This is a genomic window from Flavobacterium aquicola (assembly GCF_003385115.1).
GTDB classification, from domain to species: domain Bacteria; phylum Bacteroidota; class Bacteroidia; order Flavobacteriales; family Flavobacteriaceae; genus Flavobacterium; species Flavobacterium aquicola.
Genome location: NZ_QUNI01000004.1, coordinates 333,321 through 354,363 on the forward strand (window position 1 = coordinate 333,321; position 21,043 = coordinate 354,363).

The window sequence follows — 21,043 nt, forward strand, 5'->3', positions numbered from 1 at the left end:
AACCTCACCCCAGCCCTCTCCAAAGGAGAGGGAGACAGAATTGGACTATTTTATATTCTAAAATGGTTCAATAGGGATGGTTTTGGTACTGTTACCCCCCACAAATACCCATCATACCCCCTACAAACAGGGTGTATTGCATACCTTTTTCAGGGGGTTACCACCCTGTTTTGGTTAATATTGTTACCCTTTTACACAGTATTACCCCCTAAAACATGGGGCATTAGGGGGTAAAACACCTCCTAGACCATACCATTTGTACCCCCTCTGCTACCGTTAATACCCCCTGCTCTGCAAAATCTCCCCACCTTTGTGTTTTTATTAAAATGCCTTTAAAAATTGTAAACTCTCTAAAAGTCTCACGCCTTTTGGGTGAATGCTATTAAAATGATATGCATCTTAATAATCAAAAATGGTAATACATTCAAAAAAAATCCCTTAAGGCTAGAAATCTTGGAATATTTATAAGACCTTTGCACGCTTTTTAGAAATTAAAAAAATCATCGACTGATGAAGAAGAAAATAGAAATTTTAGCCCCTGCAAAAGATTTAATTGGCGGAATTGCAGCCATTAATAGTGGTGCCGATGCCGTTTATATCGGAGCACCTCAATTTGGAGCACGTTCCAATGCCACCAATTCCATTGAAGATGTTGCGGAATTGGTCAAATATGCGCATTTATTCCACGCTCAGGTTTTTGTGGTGATCAATACCATTTTGTACGACAACGAACTGGAAACCTGCCGTCAGATGATTTGGAAATTGTACGATGTTGGCGTTGATGCCCTTATTGTACAAGACATGGCTATTATGGAAATGGACTTGCCTCCTATCGTTTTGCACGCCAGTACACAAGCCAACAACCGTGATACAGACAAAATTAAATTCCTGAAAGACGTCGGAATGAAACGTGTGGTTTTGGCCCGCGAATTAAACCTGCATCAAATCAAGGAAATCAGCGAAGCTTCGGATGTTGAGCTGGAATTTTTTGTAACCGGTGCTTTGTGCGTTTCTTTCAGCGGCAACTGTTATATGAGTGTTGCCAATGGCGAACGCTCTGCAAACAGAGGTTCCTGTGCACAAAACTGTCGTCTACCTTACAACTTAATCGATGGTCATGGCGATACTTTAATCAAAAACAGCCACTTGCTTTCTATCAAAGATTTTGATGTATCGGATCAAATTCCAAATTTGGTAGAAGCTGGAGTTATTTCGTTTAAAATTGAAGGTCGCTTGAAAGACATCGTTTATGTAAAAAATAACGTTTCGTATTTAAGACAAAAACTCGATTCCTTTTTGGAAGGAAGCGATAAATATACTAAAGCGTCATCTGGAAAATGTACTTATCTTTTTGATTCTGCTTTAGACAAAAGTTTCAACCGTGGTTATACTGACTATTTTGTTAACGAAAGATACCAATCGATTGGTTCTTGGGAAAGTCCAAAATCGAAAGGACAATACATTGGTAAATTAATAAAAACCATTGGCGGTGCTTACCAAATTGAAAATGGAGAGCTTCTAAATAATGGCGACGGACTTTGTTTCATCAACGAAAATAATGAAGCCGAAGGGATTTACGTAAACAAAGCCGAAAATGGTCTGGCATATCCAAATGTGCTGAAAGAAATCAAAGACGGTACTTTTATTTACCGAAATAATGATGCCGCTTTCATCAAAATTGTAGAAAGAGAAGACAGCGCTGTCCGCAAAATAAGTACAACTTTATTGCTGACCGAAAATGAAAATGGCTTTGAATTAATTGCAACTGATGAAGATGGTTATGTAAGCATCGTTAAATTAGATTTTGCGAAAGATGTAACTAAAAACAACCTTTCGATTGAAGATAATATCAAAACACAATTGGCCAAAACTGGTTTTACACCTTATACAGCTGATGAAATTGATATTATGTTCACGCAAAACTGGTTCTTGCCTATTTCAAAAGTAAACGAGATGAGAAGAACGGTTTACGAGCAATTATCCGAAATTCGTTTGGCAAATTACAAACGCGAAGAACACCAATTAGAGAAAACATCACATCCTTATCCAGAAACCAAATTGGATTTCATGTATAATGTTTCCAATAAAAAAGCACGTCAATTCTACGAACGTCACGGTGTTACCGAAATTGAAAAAGCTTTTGAACTGCAATGGGATCCGGGAAAATCCCGTGTGATGACAACCAAATACTGCATTAAATACGAATTGGAAAAATGCCCAAAATACCATAAAGACACCATGGAGACTAAGCTAAAAGAACCATTAGTACTGAAACAGGGAGAATTGGAATACAAACTAAAATTCAATTGCAAGCCCTGCGAAATGGAAATTTGGGAAAAAGACGCTGAATTTGAAATTGAGGAAGATTAACAAATAATCTTGCCCAGAAATATAATTAAAGACTACAAGGAAAAGGAAACTTTACTTTGTAGTTTTTTTTTATTTGTTTGGCAGAATGTCACACAATAATTACACCAATATTGTCATCCTGACGAAGGAAGGATCACACACGGAACTCGATAAAGATTGGAAATTTACTTTGCGGAATTTCTAATGTGATCCTTCCTTCGTCAGGATGACAAGTTTACGACCATTTAAAACTCAAAAGAGACACAAAATTTAACAGATTAAAAATCAAACGAATACTATCTTTTCAATAACTTTATAATTAAAAAAAATAAGATTTGCTTTATAATAATTTTAAAATTGAGATAAAATGAAAAAAGTATTGTTCTTAACCGGTGACTTCACCGAAGATTATGAAACTATGGTTCCGTTCCAAATGCTGGAAATGGTTGGTTACACTGTTCATACTGTTTGTCCCGACAAAAAGAAGGGAGACACCATAAAAACTGCCATTCATGATTTTGAAGGCGATCAGACTTATACTGAAAAACCAGGACACAACTTCGCTTTGAATTACAGTTTTGATGACGTTAATGTAAATGATTATGACGGATTAGTTATCGCTGGAGGAAGAGCTCCGGAATATTTGAGATTGAACAGCAAAGTAATCGAAATAACGAAACATTTTTTCAGTGTCAATAAACCTGTTGCAGCTATTTGTCACGGCATCCAGATTTTGACAGCTGCTAATGTCGTAAAAGGACGAAAACTGACTGCCTATCCAGCTGTTGGCCCTGAAGTAACATTGGCTGGAGGTGAATTTCAATCTATTCCTGTTGATGGTGCTTTTGTGGATGGAAATCTGGTGACTTCACCGGCTTGGCCAGCACATCCAAGTTTTATCAGAGAGTTTCTAAAAATTATGGGAGCAAAAATTGAAATTTAAATCCAAAACTATAATATATATTCATTTAAGAAGTAATACAATAACAATTCTAAAACTACAGCTTAAGACAATTTCGCTGTAGTTTTTTTTATCTTTGGACAAAATAATATGCACACAATAAAATTTCTTTAAAAAATTATTCTTCATGATTACAAAAGCAACCTCAGATGATATTCCGGCATTAGAAAAGTTAATCAATTCGGCATATCGCGGTGAAACTTCTAAAAAAGGATGGGCTACCGAAGCAAATCTTTTGGAAGGCAAAAGAATTACTTTAGATCAACTGGAAGAAATTTTTGGAGACAAAAACAATACAATTTTAAAATTCACAGAAAACAATCAAATCATTGGATCGGTTTTACTTACTGACAAAGGAGAGAAATTGTACTTGGGAATGCTGGCCATCTCACCTGAATTGCAGAATAAAGGCATTGGAAAGAAAATTTTACAGGAGGCAGAAATTCATGCACGTACATTAGGTTTATCCAAAATCGTAATGACTGTAATCACGATCAGAGAAAAATTAATTGAGTGGTACAACCGTCATGGCTATGCCGATACCGGAGTAAGAGAACCTTTTGCGCTCAATGATGCAGATACCATAATTACAGACCAGCATTTGGAATTTGCAGTCTTAGAAAAAACACTTTAGCATTTATCAGCATTGATTATTATTTTATAAATTAGTAAAAAATATCAATTATGAAAACACTAGATCAATGGTTTGAAGAATATGCCGTAAGTCATCAAAACCCAAAAAACAAAGCAATACACTATATCTGTGTTCCTGCAATTTTCTTTTCTATCGTGGGATTATTGATGAGTATTCCAAGCGGTTTTCTAACTAATTTACTGCATTTGAACCAGCCAATAATTGAAAATTGGGCTGCAGTTGTTTTGGTATTTGTATTGATTTTCTACATCCGATTATCTGTTTCGATGGCGGTTAAAATAGCGATTTTTTCAATTTTGTGCTTAGTCATTAATTTTTATATTGGGCAGTTTGTACCACTTTGGGCATTTTCTATAGGTGTTTTTGCTGTGGCTTGGATCGGACAGTTTTATGGTCACAATATCGAAGGCAAAAAGCCGTCATTTCTTAAAGACATTCAGTTTTTATTGATTGGTCCTGCCTGGGTTGCTGAAAATTTATTTTCTAAGAAATAATATAAAATTCCATTTTAAAAAATTAACAAAACAGAAAACATAATATTCCGTGACTAGCACCATTTCACAGAAAAATTAGTTGTTGAATGCTTTTCCTTTCAATCCTTTGCGCCTTTGCGCCTCTGCGAGCCCAATTTCACGCAAAGGCGCAAAGTACATTTTGAATATTTAGCTCTTGGTATGAGTTACGGATAATCCTAAAACATAAAGCTGATTTACTTATATGGAAGAACTAAAAGCACTGCTGACCGCGTTAGAAAACCAAATTCAAAATCAGGAGATTCTTAATCCATCGGTTTCTAAATCATCGGTGGGCTGGCATATTGAACATGCATTATTGGTCATGAATTTGACTATTGCATCAATACAAAAATCAAATCCTGAGAATTACAAAAGGACTTTTAACTTCAATCGGTTTGTAGTATTTGTAATAAATAAAATTCCAAGAGGAAAAGTTCGCGCACCAAAAGCAGTTCAGCCTGCAGCAGATTTTACTTCGGATTCATTAAAAGCACATATTGAAAAGAGTAATCTTAACTTAGAGAAATTAAGCACTTTAAATTCCAATCAGTATTTTGACCATCCCTTCATGGGACATTTAAAATTAAAACCTACAATCCGTTTTATAAAACTACATACACAGCACCATTTTAATATTATAAGGGAGATTATTGAAAGTAAAAGTTAAAATAATATAGCTTTTCTTCATTTACGAAAATTCTAAATTTCATTTGATTTTTGAATAAATAATCACTTTACATAAATGACTATATATTTCTGATTTTTAAATTGTGTGATAATAATTCCACAAATTTTTCAACTGAAATACTTAGCGTAAGGGATAGAGGCGATATCCTTTATTTTTTTCCTTTAAAAAAATAAAGATAAAGCCGAAAGCCCGACCCCATTGCTGAAAATTAAAGGAGGTACGACTGCAATTTTCAGCAATGGGGTTACGACCAAAAACATAATACTGAACTCTTCTAAAAAGCTATATTTTGAATATTTATAACCTTTGTCAGGCAAAATAAAAACTATAAATTAGCACTTTAATTTTTATATAAAAAAACAAATGAAAAATACTGCTTTAACGCACATACATGAGGGTTTGGGAGCGAAAATGCTGCCGTTTGCCGGGTACAATATGCCTATTCTTTATGAAGGGGTAAATGCAGAACACGAAACGGTTCGAAATGCAGTAGGTGTTTTTGATGTATCGCATATGGGCGAATTTATACTTTCGGGTCCAAATGCTTTGGCTTTGATTCAGAAAGTGACTTCGAATGATGCTTCGGGTTTAACTATTGGAAGAGCACAATATTCTTGCCTGCCAAACAATGAAGGAGGAATTGTAGATGATTTGATCGTCTATAAAATAAAAGAAGAGCAGTATTTACTTGTGGTAAATGCATCGAATATTGACAAAGACTGGGATTGGATTTCGGCACATAACGATTTGGGTGTTGAAATGAAAAACCTGTCTGATGATTATTCTTTACTGGCGATTCAAGGACCAAAAGCGGTTGAAGCGATGCAGTCTTTATCTTCTATAGATTTATCTGCAATTGCCTATTACCATTTTGAAGTAGCTGATTTTGCAGGTTTCCCGCATGTTATTATTTCGGCAACTGGTTATACCGGTTCAGGCGGATTTGAAATCTATTGTAAAAACTCGGAAGTTGAAACAATCTGGAACAAAGTTTTTGAAGCCGGAGCTTCATACGGAATCAAACCAATTGGTTTGGCGGCCAGAGATACGCTGCGTCTTGAAATGGGATTCTGTTTGTACGGAAACGACATCAACGATACTACTTCTCCTCTTGAAGCTGGATTAGGATGGATTACTAAATTCTCTAAAGAATTCACCAATTCGGATAATCTGAAAAAACAAAAAGAAGAAGGTGTTACCAAAAAATTGGTGGCTTTTGAAATGCAGGAGCGCGCTGTTCCAAGACACGATTATGAAATTGTTGATGCATCAGGAGAGGTAATTGGAATTGTAACCTCAGGAACGATGTCTCCTTCAATGAATAAGGGAATTGGACTTGGTTATGTTACTACTCCAAATAGCGCCGTAGACAGCGATATTTTTATCAGAATCAGGAAAAATGATGTTCCTGCCAAAGTGGTAAAACTTCCTTTTTACAAAAAATAGTTTCTTTTTTAGATGATTCTAAGAAGCAAAGGCTGACTTTTATTATAATTTCATAAATAAACAACAACTTAAAAAGGATATTTTTTTTAAACTTAGAAACTTATTAACTTAGAGTCTCGGTAACAAATAAAAGAAAGATATCCATATGAAAAAAATTACACTAGCATTACTGTTCTGTTCATTTTCTCTATCTGCTCAAAATAGTGGTGCTAATTGTGAAATTTTACTCAAAATAAACAGATTACTTCAAAACGAACATTATAGTCCAAAGCCGGTGAACGATAGTTTATCGGCTTATGTTTTTGATGAATTACTGAACGATTTAGATCCTGCGAGAAACATTTTTTTAAAATCACAAGCCGACTCACTTTCCAGTAAATACCGTCTTCAGCTGGATGATCTTATTTTAAAAGATGATTGTTCCTTTTTGGACGATATTAAAAGCGAATACAAAAAATCTCTTTTAAGAAATAAGGTTATATTAGAAAAATTAAACGCACAAACCATTGATTTCAAAATAAAAGACACTATCCGCTTCAAGGAAAAAAGTTTTAATTTTTATCTCCAGGCAAACGAAGCGGAGAAAGCCTGGAACAAAAAAATACGATTCGAAATATTTAACGATATTGCTGGAAAAAGCAAGAATCTCGATTCCTTAAAACTCAATTTCAATTTAATGAGTCAAGAATCAAAAAAGGATGTCATAGAAAATGAACTTTGCAAAATCAACTCGTCGCTTTCTAACGATAAGTTTTTTGAAGATAATTTTTACAATATATTTTGTATTTATTTTGATCCTCATACCAATTACTTTAACAATGATACAAAATCCAGTTTTGTTTCCACTTTGTCTAAAGAAAAACTCTCATTAGGATTAGAGGTCAGCTTAAATGAAAAAAACGAAATTAATATAATTGAAATTGATCCAAACGGTCCAGCTTTTAAGACTGGTAAAATCAAAAAAGGCGATTTGATATTAGCCATTTCCAATCAAAAAGAAACTCTGGAAGTTTCGTGTTCCTCTTTAGAAGCTATATCAACGATGATGTCTTCAGAATTAAATACAATACTAACCTTAACACTTAAACGAAATTCAGGAAAAAGCTTTAAAGTTACTATTGAAAAGCAAGTTTTAAAAGATGAAGAGAATACTGTTTACAGCTTTATAGTCGAGAAAGATGTTAAAGTCGGCTATATAAAAATACCAAGTTTCTATTCCGATTTCGATGGAGAAAACAGTAAAGGATGCGCACAAGATGTTGCTAAAGAGACCATAAAGTTAATGCAGGATGACATTAAAGGATTGATTCTTGATTTGACTGATAACGGCGGAGGCTCCATGGAGGAAGCTGTAAAACTAGCAGGATTATTTATTGACCGAGGTCCTATTTCAATAGTTGCTGATAACAAAAAACAATTATCAATAATAAATGACCCCTACAAAGGTGTTATTTACAAAGGCCCAATTGTTATTATAATTAATGGGAATTCAGCATCTGCAAGCGAGTTTTTTGCTGATATTATGCAGGATTATAACCGCTCTGTTTTAATAGGAAGCACCTCATTAGGAAAAGCAACTATGCAGGCCATACTGCCTTTAGAAAAAAATGATGATCAGCACTTTGTAAAATTAACTGTCAGCAAGTTTTACAGAATTACCGGTAAAAGCCACCAAGCAATCGGCGTTATTCCAGATGTGCAGATCCCTACAGTTTATCAGGATGTTTTTCAAAAAGAGAGTGATTTTCCAACAGCATTGAAAAATGACACCTTAAAATCCAGAATTCGCTTTAATCCATATGTAAGTAATGAATTAATTGAATCTCTTGCTCAAAAAAGCAAAAAGAGAGTTGCGCAGGATCCTTATTTTAACTCTATAATTGCACTCAATAAAAATATTGACGCAGTTATAAACAAGTCAAAATTAGAGATTCCAATGACTCTAGATGCTGTTTTTGAAAACCAAACCAACATTATGGCGTTATCTGAAGAGATTAATAATTTTTCAGCAAATGACCTAAATCTGAACGTATCAAATTCTGAATATAACAAATCGCTGCTAATACTTTACCCTGCGTTATTAGGATACAATAAAATACAGCTCGATAATTTAAAATCTAATCATTATCTTAATGAAGCTATATCGATTATAAATGACTATAAAGCATTAAGACGAAATAATTAATATATTTTGGAAAAAGATTTCTATAGGTTTTGGATAAATAAGGAATAGCTGTATTTTTGTATTCCAAAATAACAATAAGAAATGGGAAGAGCATTTGAATTCCGAAAAGGTAGAAAAATGAAACGCTGGTCTGCAATGGCCAAAGCCTTTACCAGAATTGGTAAAGATATTGTGATGGCTGTAAAAGAAGGAGGTCCAAATCCTGAAGCCAATTCAAGATTAAGAGCTGTTATTCAAAATGCTAAGGCGGCCAACATGCCAAAAGACAATGTTGAAAGAGCCATTAAAAAAGCAACTGATAAAGACACTGCAAATTATAAAGAAGTACTATTTGAAGGATATGCACCTCATGGTATTGCTCTTTTGATAGAAACTGCCACAGATAACAATAATAGAACAGTTGCCAACGTAAGAAGTTATTTCAACAAATGCAATGGCACATTGGGAACTCAAGGATCTGTAGAGTTTATGTTTGATCATACCTGCAACTTCAGAATTCCAAAAGAAGGCATCGATCCAGAAGAATTAGAATTAGAACTAATTGATTTTGGTGCAGAAGAAGTTTTTGAAGACGAAGACGGTATCTTAATTTATGCACCATTTGGCAGTTTTGGAACAATCCAAAAAGAATTGGAAAGCAGAAGTTTAGAAATATTATCTTCCGGATTTGAAAGAATTCCGCAGATAACCAAAAAATTGACTGAAGCTGAAATGGCTGATGTGGAAAAACTAATAGAAAAAATGGAAGAGGATGATGACGTAATGAACGTATATCATACTATGGAAGAATAATAAAACATACATTGAAACAAACAAAAGCTCTAGAAATAGAGCTTTTGTTTGTTAAATACTTAACAAAAACACTTAAAACAAAAAAGCTTCAGTTTATTCTGAAGCTTTTTTTTTATATAGAACCAATGGATTATTTAGCTTTTACAACTAGTCTAAATCCTTCTCCGTGAATGTTTAAAATCTCAACATCCTCGTCTTGTTTCAAATACTTTCTTAGTTTGGCAATGTAAACATCCATACTTCTAGAAGTAAAATAATTATCATCTCTCCAAATTTTTGTCAGCGCTAACTCTCTTGGCATTAAGTCATTTTCATGAAGAATCAACATTTTAAGCAATTCATTCTCTTTTGGAGATAGCTTAATAGGTTCTTCGTCTTTGAATGTCAAGAAACGAAGTTTTGAATTCAGGTGAAATTTACCAACATTAAATTCAAATTGAACTACTTCTGTTTTCACATCAGATGCCTTTCTTTGAATGATAGCTTTAATTTTCATCAATAAAACTTCAGAATCAAAAGGCTTATTCAAATAATCATCAGCCCCAGCTTTATATCCTTTTAAAACATCCTCTTTCATAGATTTTGCCGTAAGGAAAATAATAGGCACTTCATTATTTTTCTCTCTTATTTCTTTTGCCAAAGTATAACCATCTTTGTACGGCATCATTACATCCAGAATACACAAATCATAAGTATCCTTTTTGAATTTCTCAAATCCCTCCATACCATTTTTAGCTAAAACAACTTCAAAATCATTTAGCATTAAATAGTCTTTTAGAACTGCACCAAAATTAAGGTCATCTTCTACTAATAGTATTTTTTTATTCGTGTTTTCCATACTCTAATTTATTAAAGGTAATTTTATAATGAAGGTACTTCCTTTTCCCTTTTCACTCTCTACATATATTTGACCATTATGATCGTCTACAATTCTCTTTACATATGCCAGACCTAATCCGTGGCCTTTTACATTATGTATATCTCCTGTATGTTCTCTATAAAATTTTTCAAAAATTCTTTTTTGAGCCACTTTACTCATTCCAACACCATTATCTTTTATTTTAATAAGGACCATGTCCTTAATATTTTCAGTATAAATTTCAATCTTAGGAATATCTGGAGTGTACTTTATCGCATTTTCCAAGATGTTAACGATTACATTTGTAAAATGAACATCATTCAATAAAACTATTTTTCTGATCGCTCCAAAATGAGTCGAAATTGAACCTTCTCTATCCTCAAGAATTAAATTTACATGCTCAATAGCATCATTAATGACTTCCTCAATATCACTGGATTCTTTAATAATATTCAGTTCTTTCTTCTCTAATTTTGAAATTCTTAATACATTTTCGACCTGGGCATGCATTCGTTTATTTTCGTCCCTGATCATTTCCAGATACTTAAACACTTTGTCTTTGTCCTCAATAATTTTAGGATTTCGGATGGCATCCAAAGCTAAATTTATTGTCGCAATTGGAGTTTTAAATTCATGCGTCATATTATTAATAAAATCATTTTTGATTTCAGAAATCTGTCTTTGACGTATTAACTGATTTAACGCTGATGTATAAGCTATTATAATGATTAAAGTAAAAATTATAGATAATATTGTAATACTGACCAATTGGGACAGCAAGAACTTCTTTTTGTGCGGAAAAGAGACATATAATTTATATTTTTCATTTCCTTCATTATCAGTAAACACTGGTATAGAATAAGTTATAGCTTTATCGTAAACAAAATTATCCGATTTTATTTTTGTTACTATTCCATTACTCAGAATTCCAAACTCAAATTTGGTTTTTACACCATATTCCTCTAACTCTTTTCTAATTAATTTATCAAGTTCATCATTAGATACTCTGTCTTCAAGAGGCATAGCAGATAAGATATCTTTATTTGAAATTTCGAAAATAAATTTATCTAAAATGCCTAAACTCCCAACTTTTACACTTTTAACATCAGGAACTAAACTTTGATTAACCGCAGAATTATCAATTGAATTATTATTATAAACTTCTGTTAATCTGCTTGAACTAAAACTTTTAAATTTATTGCTGTCAAATTTTTTATCAAATGAAGGTAAAGAAATATTATACTGTTTTGATTTAACATTATTAGAATAAACAATAGTTTGATTTGTTTTTGGGTTCTTTTGAACATAATAGAATTCCATTAAATCTTCCTCTTTAGGAACCACACCTGCACTATCAATTTTTTTGTTGATTTTATTATAAAAGCTATAGAGCTCATGCTGCTCTAATTTTTGGGCAACATTTCCTAAAACCTGCTTAACATGAAACTTAAATTGTTCGTCATTATTTCGAAATGAGGTATTAAACCAATACACCTGCACAAGAATTATCCCAATAAGGGAAAGACTCATTAACATTACAAGCAATCTAAAAAACAGTTTATTCATTCAAGCAAAATTAATATTTTAACAATATAATAAATAATGCATTAACCAAAGATTAACATTTAAGAGTTCATTTGTTTAATTCTTAAAAAATTAAGAATTTTAACAATTCCTAACTTTAAAGCCTTCATACTAGTGTTATCAATAATAAAATCACTTTTTGATGATTTTTCCTCATCATTCCATTGATTTTTCATTCTATCCAAAACTTTTTCACGTGTTGTTTTATCTCTTAAAATTACTCTTTGAATTCTAATTTCGAGAGGAGCAATTACATTTATAATGAAATCACAATCTTTATAACTCCCACTTTCAAACAAAATTGCACTTTCATAAATAATGAATTGCTCTTTTGAATGCTTTGCCAGCCAATTTTGGAAATGTTCTTTAACAGCGGGGTGAACAATACTGTTCAATATTTTTAAACTTTCGGGATTATTAAAAACAATTTCAGATAATTTCTCTCTATTCAAAACATCATTTTCAAAGACAGAATCATCAAATGCCTCTCTTATTTTTTTTAAAACAACATCTGACTGCATCAGTTTTTTAGCTTCCAGATCAGTGATATAAATTGGTATTCCATGTGAAGCAAATTCATTGGCAACTGTAGTTTTACCGCTTCCAATTCCTCCTGTTAAACCAATTATCTTTGTCATATTATATTTTAAAAAATAATTCGGGGAATGCTTTTTTCGGATCCTGCTTTAATAAAATTACCTTAATATAAGATTTTAAAAAACCCATTCCGTAACCATAAAACTGCTTCCATGCTGCAACTATTGACAAATAACCTATTTTAATGCTCTTATTCTGTAAAGAAGACACCAAAAACAATGCCAAGAAATATGAAAAATAAATTTTAAGAAGAATATCTTGATTAAAAATCAACAATATTAAAGATACAAAAAATCCTATTATAAAAAACGTTGGGAAGAAAAAAGTTAATTTATTGTATTGAGGATACCAACTATTGAGTATCGGTCGGGCTTTACCAAATTTACTTACTTGAATCGTAAATTTATCCCAATCGATTCTTCTCTTGTGATATACGAACGCATTGGTAAAAAGTCGGGTTTCATAACCCATTTCCCATAAACGGATCGATAAATCAGGATCTTCGCCGGGATGAATATTTCCAAAACCGCCGGAAGCCTTGAATGCTTTATTAGACAGTCCCATATTAAAACTCCTTGGCTGAAACTTTCCAATTTTTTCGGAACCTCCTCGAATACCTCCTGTGGTTAAAAAAGAAGTCATCGTGAAATTAATAGCCTTTTGAATATCCGAAAAACTGTCTAACGCCTTATCGGGACCTCCAAAACAATCCACATAATCTTCCTGTAAAGCTTTTTCAACTTCATTCAGATAATTACTTGGAATAATACAATCGGAGTCGAAAATTAAAAAATAGTCTCCCCTCGCCTTCTCCATTCCGTAATTTCTGGAATCCCCTGGCCCTGAATTTTCTTTGTAGTAATAGGAAATATCAAGTCTGTCACCGTACTTTTGAGCCACATCTTGACATCGAATTGTAGAACCATCTTCAATTAGCACTATTTCGAATATTTCATCATAAGTTGATTTTGCTAAACTTTCTAATAATTCATCAACTTCATCAGGACGATTATAAACAGGAATGATCAATGAAAACAACATAATAGTAGTGAGTTATTATTTTTTATTAAATTTCGGCAAAGGTACTTCTTTATAAACAAAAAAACCATCATAAAAAATGATGGTTTACATAACAAACGTCTTATTTACACTATTCAAACATTTCCATTACTTCTTGGCTTACGCCCATATTCGAGAAGCCTCCGTCATGCAGCAAATTTTGCAAAGTCACTTTTCGGGTCAAATCCGAAAACATAACAACAATATAATCTGCACACTCCGCAGCAGTAGCATTGCCTAATGGAGACATTTTATCAGCGAAAGCAATAAAACCTCCAAATCCCTTAACTCCCTGTCCTGCCCTAGTCGCTGTTGGTGACTGGGAAATAGTATTTACTCTCACTTTTTTATCTCTGCCGAAGAAATAGCCAAAACTGCGGGCAACTGATTCTAAAAACGCTTTATTATCAGCCATATCATTATAATCAGGAAAAACACGCTGTGCAGCCATATATGACAAAGCAATGATACTTCCCCACTCATTCATGGCATCTTTTTTATACAATACCTGCATCAGTTTATGGAAAGAAACCGCTGAAACATTCCAGCCTTTTTCAGTAAATTCATAATTCTGATTTGTATAATGATTTCCTTTTCGAACATTGACCGACATCCCTATAGAATGCAGAACAAAATCTATTTTACCGCCAAGAATCTCAACTGATTTATCCACCAACTCTTCCAAATCAGTAACCGAAGTCACATCTGCTGGAATAATTTGGCATCCGATTTTTTCTGCCAATGCATCAATACTTCCCAATCGCATTGCAGCAGGTGCATTTGTCAAAACAAAAACACCTCCTTCATCATGAATACGTTCTGCTGTTTTCCAAGCGATTGAGTTTTCATCCAAAGCACCGAAAATAATTCCCCTTTTCCCTTTTAATAAATTGTACATAAAATGATATTTTAATAGTTGCTAAGACTCTAAGTTTCTAAGTTTAGAAAGGCTCTTAGCGACTTAGTAACTTAGAAACTATTTACTAAAAAACACCTTATTTCCTTGATTTTAAACCAAGCCATAAGGTGTTTTTAAAAATTATAAAATTTGATTATCTAATTAAGAGATACTTGGAACTTTAACTAATTCATTCGTGTCTGCTTTGTAATCTACTCCGTCAAAACCAAAACCAAATAAGTTATAAAAATCATTTCTGTATCCTTCTAAATCTCCAATTTCGGCAAGATTCTCAGTTGTAGCCTGCTCCCAAAGCGCAGCCACTTGTGACTGAACATCCTCACGCATTTCCCAGTCATCAACACGGATTCTTCCTTTTTCATCAGTAATCATTGGTTCTCCAGTATATAATCTTTGCTGATACAAACGCTGAATCTGCTCGATACATCCTTCGTGAATACCTTTTTCCTTCATTATTTTATACAATAAAGAAATGTACAATGGAATTACCGGAATTGCAGAACTAGCCTGAGTTACCAACGCTTTGTTAACTGAAACATATGCTTTTCCGTTAATGTCTGCTAAACTGTCAGAAATTGTAAATGCAGTTGCTTCCAAATGATCTTTTGCACGGCCGATTGTTCCTTTTCTATAAACAGCTTCAGTCAATGATGGTCCGATATATGAATAAGCAACTGTTGTAGCTCCTTCAGCCAATAGATTTTCAGCTTTCAAGGCATCAATCCACATTGCCCAATCTTCACCCCCCATTACAGCAACCGTATTCACAATATCCTCTTCATTACAAGGCTCAATAGAAACTTCTGAAACTTTTCCTGTGTGAAAATCTACTGTTTTATTGGTAAAAGTCTGCCCGATTGGTTTTAAAACAGAACGGTGCAAAACTCCTGTATTCGGATTTAAACGTACTGGCGAAGCAAGACTGTATATGATTAAATCAACTTGGCCTAAATCAGCTTTGATAAGATCAAGTGTTTGTCTTTTAACTTCATTTGAAAATGCATCTCCGTTGATGCTTTTTGCATACAAACCAGCTTTATGAGCTTCATTTTCAAAAGCAGCCGAATTGTACCAGCCTGGAGAAGCTGTTTTTCCTTCTGAAGCTTCTTTTTCAAAAAACACGCCAATTGTAGCAGCATCTGAACCAAAAGCACTTGTTATTCTAGAAGCCAAACCAAAACCAGTTGAAGCTCCAATAACCAATACTTTCTTAGCCCCAGCAATAGTTCCTTTTGATTTTACATATTCAATTTGATTTTTTACACTTTGCTCACTCCCTTTTGGCTGGGCAGTCAAACAAATAAATCCTCTCATTCTTGGTTCTATAATCATAATCCTTTGTACGTTAATTTATATTTTAATCTAAAGATTTTTAAATTTAATGGGCAAATATAGTCCAATTATTTAGTTCAACAAGGCTTTTGCATGATTTAAGGCAGAATCCGAAATGACAGTTCCTGAAAGCATTTGTGCAATTTCGACAACTCTTTCGTCAGTGGTAAGTAATTTCAATTCTGAAAGAGTATCTTCTCCAACAGTAGATTTGAATACTTTGAAATGCTCATTACCTTTAGCAGCAATTTGAGGCAGATGCGTAATTGCAAATATCTGCATCTGCGTACTCATTTCTTTCATAATCTCACCCATCTTATTCGCAATTTCTCCAGAAACTCCCGTATCAATTTCATCAAATATTAATGTTGGAAGTTTTGAATATTGTGCTAAAATAGCTTTTACTGCAAGCATAATTCGGGACATTTCTCCTCCTGACGCTACTTTTTTCAATAAACCAAAATCAGTTCCTTTATTAGCCGAAATCAAAAACTGCAGTTCATCTTTTCCATTATCAAGATAAGCTGAAGATACATTTAATTCCATTTTAAAACGGACATTCGGCATTCCTAAAGTTTCTAATATTGTAATTAATTTTTGCGACAGCAAAGGAATAGCCTCAAGCCTATTATTATGTATTGCGTCACAAATCTGATCTAATTCTTTTGTTGCATCATCAACTAATACCGTTAATTTGGCAATCTCTTCATCAATATTTCCTAATTCTAATACTGAATTTTCCAAAGCATTCTGAACTGCAATTAACTCATCAACTGTAGCCACCTGATGTTTCTTCTGCAGATTATAAATCAGCTGCAGTTTTTGATTAATCAGATTTAATTGCTCTGGATCATTGATTAATTTTTCGGAACAGCGGTTTAACTCAATTGCAATATCTTCAAACTCGATTTTCAGACTTGTAATTCTTTCGAACAATAAAGTATAATCAGATGAAAAAGGAGCAATTTTATGAATCGCATTTTTTATTTCATTCAAATTATGCAAAACACCAATCTGCTCTTCATTAGCAATAGCTAAAGATTTATCAAGCGATTCTTTGATAATCTCAACATTATTCAGCTGCTCATAATTTTCTTCTAGAACTTCCTGCTCACCAGATTTCAATTTAGCTCCAATCAGTTCCTCCAAAAGAAAAGTATTATATTCCTGCTCTTTCGATGCTTCGCCCTTTCTTTTAATCAAAGCATTTAATTTGCTTTTATCAGCTTTATACTTTTTTAATTCCGATTGATAGGAATTGAGTATTTCCAAATTATTTGCAATCGCGTCAATAATTTGAAATTGTACCGCTTCATCAGACAATTCCTGAGTTTGCTGCTGTGAATGAATATCTATTAAATGCAAACCTAACTCTTGCAATTCCTGCAAATTAACCGGGCTGTCATTTATAAAAGCTCTTGATTTTCCAGAAGGCAGAATTTCTCTGCGGATAATAGTTTCATCTTCATAATCCAAATCGTTTACCTCAAAAAAAGAACGAAGATTGTATTTAGATATTTCAAAATGTGCTTCAATAACACATTTCTCTTCCTTATTTTTAAGAGAAGTCAAGTCAGCTCTTTTTCCTAAAGCCAAACCTAAAGCTCCTAATATTATTGATTTTCCAGCACCCGTTTCTCCCGTAATTATCGAAAAACCTTTCGAAAAATCGATTGTTAATTTCTCAATTAACGCATAGTTTTTTATAGCTAGTGAAGTTATCATTAATTAATTTTATAAGTATAGATTGGGTTAAATGAAGAGAAACAATAAAAATCTAGTATTTTAATGACTGCCACTTATTTGAATTTGACGGAGAAGTTCTATTTAAACTCTCTACCAAATCATTTATAGCAATACTTGGCCCTCCAGTAAATACAGAAACAATTTCATCTGATTTCGAATCCATAAAAACACGCAATAAATAGGAATTGGGTTTGGTTTCATTCAATTTAGCCAGATTCAATAGTGAGCCTTTGATAGTTTCTTTAGCTTTTTTCAGGTCTTGACTCATGATATCAAGTCCAGAATAATACTGCTGGCTTGACTGTCTAATATCAGCATAAGTGGGAGATAATAAATCATAAATTAAAAAATAGCGACTCATTGTTCCATCTGCTTGATTCCAGCCTTTATAACCGCCCTGCTGCGCCAAATTGGCAATATTTTGTGCTTCTTTAAAATAACGATCACCTACAAAAGGAAGAAAAGTATCTGCATCCATTCCTAGAATTATATAAGAATAAAACGAGAGTACAGAAATTAAATTAGATCCGTAACTCGTAGGTATGTAAGTCAAATTCTCAAATTCGGTATAAGTAAAAGTAAAATCCTTGTCATTTATATTCAAAACCGGTGAAGAATAAGTAGAATTATAAATGTTTCTTGAGGACTGCACCTGAATGTTGGCAACAAATTGATCTGAGCCGTAACTGGATAATGTAATATACATCGAACAGTTTATCCTTTCCTTTTGCGGAAGCATCTGCCCGGTCCAGTCGGTTTTATTTACAAATTCACCTATAGCTGTTTCTAATGTTTTAAAAACCTGCTGATTAGCATTATTTACTTTTTGGGTATTTAAAGTTACTGTACAATTCAATTGCTGGGCTTGAATAAAGCCACACCCTAAAAATAAAAATAAGACAAATCTAATCATAAAAATGAGCTATTACTTTATTCAAAATATCTTCGGCTACAGCTTCTTTAGACTTTAAATCTAAAGGTTCGATATGAAAAGCATTATCAATAAAGGTAACTTTATTAGTATGTTTACCAAAACCTGCTCCTTCATCCTGCAGCGAATTTAAAACTATCAAATCTAAGTTTTTTTTCTGAATTTTTGCTTTAGCATTCTCAATTTCATTTTCTGTTTCTAAAGCAAAACCAATTAGAAATTGCTTTTTCTTTAACTCACCAAATGAAGCTAAAATATCTTTAGTTTTCTCTAATTCAATCGTAAAATCATTAGTGTTTTTTTTAATTTTCTGCTGTGCTACATTTTTAGGCCTGTAATCTGCGACAGCAGCCGCAGCTATTACAACATCCATATCCTGATAATAGAGATGGCAGGCTTCATACATTTCCTGAGCAGAAACAACTTGAACTATCTGAACTGAAGGATTATTAATGCGACAATGCGTAGGACCCGAAACTAATATTACTGATGCACCTAAATTTACTGCGCTTTGGGCAATATCAAATCCCATCTTTCCTGAAGAATGGTTTCCAATAAAACGCACAGGATCGATAGCTTCGTATGTAGGACCGGCAGTAATTAGTATTTTTTTTCCTTTTAAAGGTAATTTACCTTCTAAATCGGCTTCTAAAAAAGCGACAATATTCTCAGGTTCTGCCATTCGGCCTTCACCAGATAAACCACTGGCTAATTCTCCATTTTCGGCAGGGATCATTGTGTTTCCAAAAGATTTCAATGTGGCAAGACTTTCAATTGTAGAAGGATGAATATACATATCTAAATCCATTGCCGGAGCAAAATATACAGGACATTTTGCAGACAAATAACAGGCAAGTAACAGATTATCACATAATCCGTTTGCCATTTTAGATAAAGTATTAGCTGTTGCTGGCGCAATAAGCATTATATCTGCCCAAAGACCTAACTCTACATGATTATTCCACTGCTCATTTTTTTCATCTGAATTATAAAATTCAGAAAAAACAGGGTTTTTAGACAGTGTAGATAAGGTAAGCGGCGTTATAAAATCCTTAGAAGCAGGTGTCATTATCACTTGGACATGTGCACCTGCTTTTATGAAGAGTCTAACTAATGAAGCCGTTTTATATGCAGCAATTCCGCCAGTAATGCCCAGCAAAATCTTTTTTCCGCTTAAAACTGACATCAGCTAGGATTATTTATTTGAATCTCTGTGGTAAATTTTGCCGTCTAACCATTCTTGCACAGCCAAAGCATGAGGTTTTGGAAGTTTTTCATAAAATTTAGACACTTCGATTTGTTCTTTATTTTCAAAAACTTCTTCTAAACTATCATTATAAGTAGCAAATTCTTCTAATTTCTCAGTCAGTTCTTTTTTAATTTCAGAATTGATTTGATTTGCTCTTTTAGCCATAATTGTTATCGCCTCATACACATTTCCAGTAGGTTCTTCAATAACAGTTTTATTATAAGTTATTGTATTTACCGGAGCATTTGTCTTTTTTAAATCCATGACTTTATTTATTTATTAAATTTTTGTAGTTCCTCATCAATTTTAGCCAACTTATCGTCTGCTTTACTTTTGAATTCAGTATTTGGTTTAAATTTAACCAAATTATTATAACAGGTCTTAGCAGTTATTAATCGATCCTGCATTTTAATAACAATACTATTTATTGCCAACAAATATGCTGCATCTAATTTATAATACAGCGCTTTTTCTTTATATGAAGTTCCAGGATAATCAGCAATAAAATTATCAAATGCAATTAACGCTGATTTGTAATTTCCAATTCTATAATATTCAAATGCATTTTCATACACTTTACGCTCAATTTTTTCATTTAACTTTTTCGATATTTCATTCGCTTCAGTGATATATTGTGAATTAGGATATCTATCAATAAACCCTTGAACCTTTTCAATAGCTTTAAAAGTATCTGTTTGATCTATACTATAAACAGGAGATAACATTGCATAACTTTTAGCTCCTAAATAAGAACATTCTTCTGCTTTTTCACTTTTTGGATAACCAGAATTAAAACTGTCAAATTGATATCCTGCTAAATAATATTGCTTTGTTTTATATAAAGACTGCGAATACATATAAAACAGCTTTTCACCCTGTGGTTTTCCTCTATATGATGGTGCCAATTGCTCAAAAAGACGAATTGCTTTTGAATACTTGCCTTGTTCAAATAATTTTGTTCCAACTTCAAACTTTACAGCAACATCTTCTTTCTTTAATGCTTCCTGATATTCACTGCAAGAGCTAAAAAACAAAACTACAAGTAATACAGATATTATTTTCTTCATTATATTCACTGATTTTAATTTTATTGCCAGATATATGCAACAAAAGCCACCCAAGTTAGGTGGCAAATTTAGTTATTAATTTAGCTAATACAAAATATTTCTTTAGTTA

The 21,043-nt window shown here is 33.0% G+C and carries 19 protein-coding genes; 8 read left to right on the forward strand and 11 right to left on the reverse strand.

Annotation, left to right across the window (positions count from 1 at the left end):
* The first annotated feature begins 510 nt into the window (after positions 1-510).
* From C8P67_RS08975 to C8P67_RS09010, 8 genes are all read left to right on the forward strand, one after another.
* Complete coding sequence (locus C8P67_RS08975) at positions 511-2,370, forward strand: peptidase U32 family protein (protein WP_115812504.1); 1,860 nt, start codon at positions 511-513, stop codon at positions 2,368-2,370.
* 346 nt (positions 2,371-2,716) lie between these two features.
* Entirely contained in the window at positions 2,717-3,292 is a 576-nt protein-coding gene (locus tag C8P67_RS08980) for a DJ-1/PfpI family protein (RefSeq protein ID WP_115812506.1), read from the forward strand.
* A gap of 145 nt (positions 3,293-3,437) precedes the next feature.
* Entirely contained in the window at positions 3,438-3,944 is a 507-nt protein-coding gene (locus tag C8P67_RS08985; protein WP_115812508.1) for a GNAT family N-acetyltransferase, read from the forward strand.
* Positions 3,945-3,994: 50 nt separating this feature from the next.
* On the forward strand, positions 3,995-4,459 hold the full coding sequence (locus C8P67_RS08990; protein WP_115812510.1) for an Mpo1 family 2-hydroxy fatty acid dioxygenase: 465 nt from the start codon (positions 3,995-3,997) through the stop codon (positions 4,457-4,459).
* Between the two features lie 223 nt (positions 4,460-4,682).
* Positions 4,683-5,147, forward strand: a complete 465-nt coding sequence (locus tag C8P67_RS08995) for a DUF1569 domain-containing protein (RefSeq protein WP_115812512.1) — start codon at positions 4,683-4,685, stop codon at positions 5,145-5,147.
* Between the two features lie 384 nt (positions 5,148-5,531).
* A complete protein-coding gene (gene gcvT / locus C8P67_RS09000) occupies positions 5,532-6,614 on the forward strand; it encodes a glycine cleavage system aminomethyltransferase GcvT (protein ID WP_115812514.1) in 1,083 nt (360 codons plus the stop codon).
* A 145-nt stretch (positions 6,615-6,759) separates the two neighbouring features.
* Positions 6,760-8,799: a S41 family peptidase gene (locus C8P67_RS09005; protein WP_115812516.1), complete on the forward strand. Its 2,040-nt coding sequence runs from the start codon at positions 6,760-6,762 to the stop codon at positions 8,797-8,799.
* An 81-nt stretch (positions 8,800-8,880) separates the two neighbouring features.
* A complete protein-coding gene (locus tag C8P67_RS09010; protein WP_100841226.1) occupies positions 8,881-9,591 on the forward strand; it encodes a YebC/PmpR family DNA-binding transcriptional regulator in 711 nt (236 codons plus the stop codon).
* Between the two features lie 130 nt (positions 9,592-9,721).
* Here the strand turns inward: C8P67_RS09010 and C8P67_RS09015 are convergent, their stop codons facing one another.
* The 11 genes from C8P67_RS09015 to C8P67_RS09065 all read right to left on the reverse strand — a co-directional run bounded on the left by C8P67_RS09015 (position 9,722) and on the right by C8P67_RS09065 (position 20,934).
* Positions 9,722-10,429: a response regulator transcription factor gene (locus C8P67_RS09015; RefSeq protein ID WP_115812518.1), complete on the reverse strand. Its 708-nt coding sequence runs from the start codon at positions 10,427-10,429 to the stop codon at positions 9,722-9,724.
* Between the two features lie 3 nt (positions 10,430-10,432).
* Positions 10,433-12,016, reverse strand: a complete 1,584-nt coding sequence (locus C8P67_RS09020; RefSeq protein WP_115812520.1) for a sensor histidine kinase — start codon at positions 12,014-12,016, stop codon at positions 10,433-10,435.
* 59 nt (positions 12,017-12,075) lie between these two features.
* Positions 12,076-12,672 (reverse strand): dephospho-CoA kinase, encoded by a 597-nt coding sequence (coaE, locus tag C8P67_RS09025; RefSeq protein ID WP_115812522.1) that lies wholly within the window; start codon positions 12,670-12,672, stop codon positions 12,076-12,078.
* Position 12,673: 1 nt separating this feature from the next.
* The gene (locus C8P67_RS09030; protein ID WP_115812524.1) at positions 12,674-13,672 is read right to left on the reverse strand and encodes a glycosyltransferase; all 999 of its coding nucleotides are present in this window, start codon (positions 13,670-13,672) and stop codon (positions 12,674-12,676) included.
* Between the two features lie 109 nt (positions 13,673-13,781).
* Complete coding sequence (locus C8P67_RS09035; RefSeq protein ID WP_115812526.1) at positions 13,782-14,588, reverse strand: enoyl-ACP reductase FabI; 807 nt, start codon at positions 14,586-14,588, stop codon at positions 13,782-13,784.
* Positions 14,589-14,750: 162 nt separating this feature from the next.
* The gene (fabV, locus tag C8P67_RS09040) at positions 14,751-15,941 is read right to left on the reverse strand and encodes an enoyl-ACP reductase FabV (protein ID WP_115812528.1); all 1,191 of its coding nucleotides are present in this window, start codon (positions 15,939-15,941) and stop codon (positions 14,751-14,753) included.
* Between the two features lie 72 nt (positions 15,942-16,013).
* Positions 16,014-17,666 carry a DNA repair protein RecN gene (gene recN, locus C8P67_RS09045; RefSeq protein ID WP_115812530.1) on the reverse strand — a complete coding sequence of 551 codons (1,653 nt, stop codon included), beginning with the start codon at positions 17,664-17,666 and terminating at the stop codon, positions 16,014-16,016.
* A 52-nt stretch (positions 17,667-17,718) separates the two neighbouring features.
* Positions 17,719-18,600: a type IX secretion system protein PorD gene (gene porD / locus C8P67_RS09050; RefSeq protein ID WP_115812532.1), complete on the reverse strand. Its 882-nt coding sequence runs from the start codon at positions 18,598-18,600 to the stop codon at positions 17,719-17,721.
* The gene (gene coaBC, locus C8P67_RS09055) at positions 18,593-19,804 is read right to left on the reverse strand and encodes a bifunctional phosphopantothenoylcysteine decarboxylase/phosphopantothenate--cysteine ligase CoaBC (protein WP_115812534.1); all 1,212 of its coding nucleotides are present in this window, start codon (positions 19,802-19,804) and stop codon (positions 18,593-18,595) included. The genes porD and coaBC overlap by 8 nt, the downstream gene beginning before the upstream one ends.
* Positions 19,805-19,813: 9 nt before the next feature.
* Positions 19,814-20,131 carry a DNA-directed RNA polymerase subunit omega gene (locus C8P67_RS09060; RefSeq protein ID WP_026709525.1) on the reverse strand — a complete coding sequence of 106 codons (318 nt, stop codon included), beginning with the start codon at positions 20,129-20,131 and terminating at the stop codon, positions 19,814-19,816.
* 8 nt (positions 20,132-20,139) lie between these two features.
* Positions 20,140-20,934: an outer membrane protein assembly factor BamD gene (locus C8P67_RS09065; protein ID WP_115812536.1), complete on the reverse strand. Its 795-nt coding sequence runs from the start codon at positions 20,932-20,934 to the stop codon at positions 20,140-20,142.
* Positions 20,935-21,043: the final 109 nt, after the last annotated feature.

Excerpts from the sequence above, each read along its gene's own strand:
- C8P67_RS08975 (WP_115812504.1), top strand. The coding sequence starts at position 511 with ATGAAGAAGAAAATAGAAATTTTAGCCCCTGCAAAAGATTTAATTGGC.
- C8P67_RS08980 (WP_115812506.1), top strand. The coding sequence starts at position 2,717 with ATGAAAAAAGTATTGTTCTTAACCGGTGACTTCACCGAAGATTATGAA.
- C8P67_RS08985 (WP_115812508.1), top strand. The coding sequence starts at position 3,438 with ATGATTACAAAAGCAACCTCAGATGATATTCCGGCATTAGAAAAGTTA.
- C8P67_RS08990 (WP_115812510.1), top strand. The coding sequence starts at position 3,995 with ATGAAAACACTAGATCAATGGTTTGAAGAATATGCCGTAAGTCATCAA.
- C8P67_RS08995 (WP_115812512.1), top strand. The coding sequence starts at position 4,683 with ATGGAAGAACTAAAAGCACTGCTGACCGCGTTAGAAAACCAAATTCAA.
- gcvT (WP_115812514.1), top strand. The coding sequence starts at position 5,532 with ATGAAAAATACTGCTTTAACGCACATACATGAGGGTTTGGGAGCGAAA.
- C8P67_RS09005 (WP_115812516.1), top strand. The coding sequence starts at position 6,760 with ATGAAAAAAATTACACTAGCATTACTGTTCTGTTCATTTTCTCTATCT.
- C8P67_RS09010 (WP_100841226.1), top strand. The coding sequence starts at position 8,881 with ATGGGAAGAGCATTTGAATTCCGAAAAGGTAGAAAAATGAAACGCTGG.
- C8P67_RS09015 (WP_115812518.1), bottom strand. The coding sequence starts at position 10,429 with ATGGAAAACACGAATAAAAAAATACTATTAGTAGAAGATGACCTTAAT.
- C8P67_RS09020 (WP_115812520.1), bottom strand. The coding sequence starts at position 12,016 with ATGAATAAACTGTTTTTTAGATTGCTTGTAATGTTAATGAGTCTTTCC.
- coaE (WP_115812522.1), bottom strand. The coding sequence starts at position 12,672 with ATGACAAAGATAATTGGTTTAACAGGAGGAATTGGAAGCGGTAAAACT.
- C8P67_RS09030 (WP_115812524.1), bottom strand. The coding sequence starts at position 13,672 with ATGTTGTTTTCATTGATCATTCCTGTTTATAATCGTCCTGATGAAGTT.
- C8P67_RS09035 (WP_115812526.1), bottom strand. The coding sequence starts at position 14,588 with ATGTACAATTTATTAAAAGGGAAAAGGGGAATTATTTTCGGTGCTTTG.
- fabV (WP_115812528.1), bottom strand. The coding sequence starts at position 15,941 with ATGATTATAGAACCAAGAATGAGAGGATTTATTTGTTTGACTGCCCAG.
- recN (WP_115812530.1), bottom strand. The coding sequence starts at position 17,666 with ATGATAACTTCACTAGCTATAAAAAACTATGCGTTAATTGAGAAATTA.
- porD (WP_115812532.1), bottom strand. The coding sequence starts at position 18,600 with ATGATTAGATTTGTCTTATTTTTATTTTTAGGGTGTGGCTTTATTCAA.
- coaBC (WP_115812534.1), bottom strand. The coding sequence starts at position 19,804 with ATGTCAGTTTTAAGCGGAAAAAAGATTTTGCTGGGCATTACTGGCGGA.
- C8P67_RS09060 (WP_026709525.1), bottom strand. The coding sequence starts at position 20,131 with ATGGATTTAAAAAAGACAAATGCTCCGGTAAATACAATAACTTATAAT.
- C8P67_RS09065 (WP_115812536.1), bottom strand. The coding sequence starts at position 20,934 with ATGAAGAAAATAATATCTGTATTACTTGTAGTTTTGTTTTTTAGCTCT.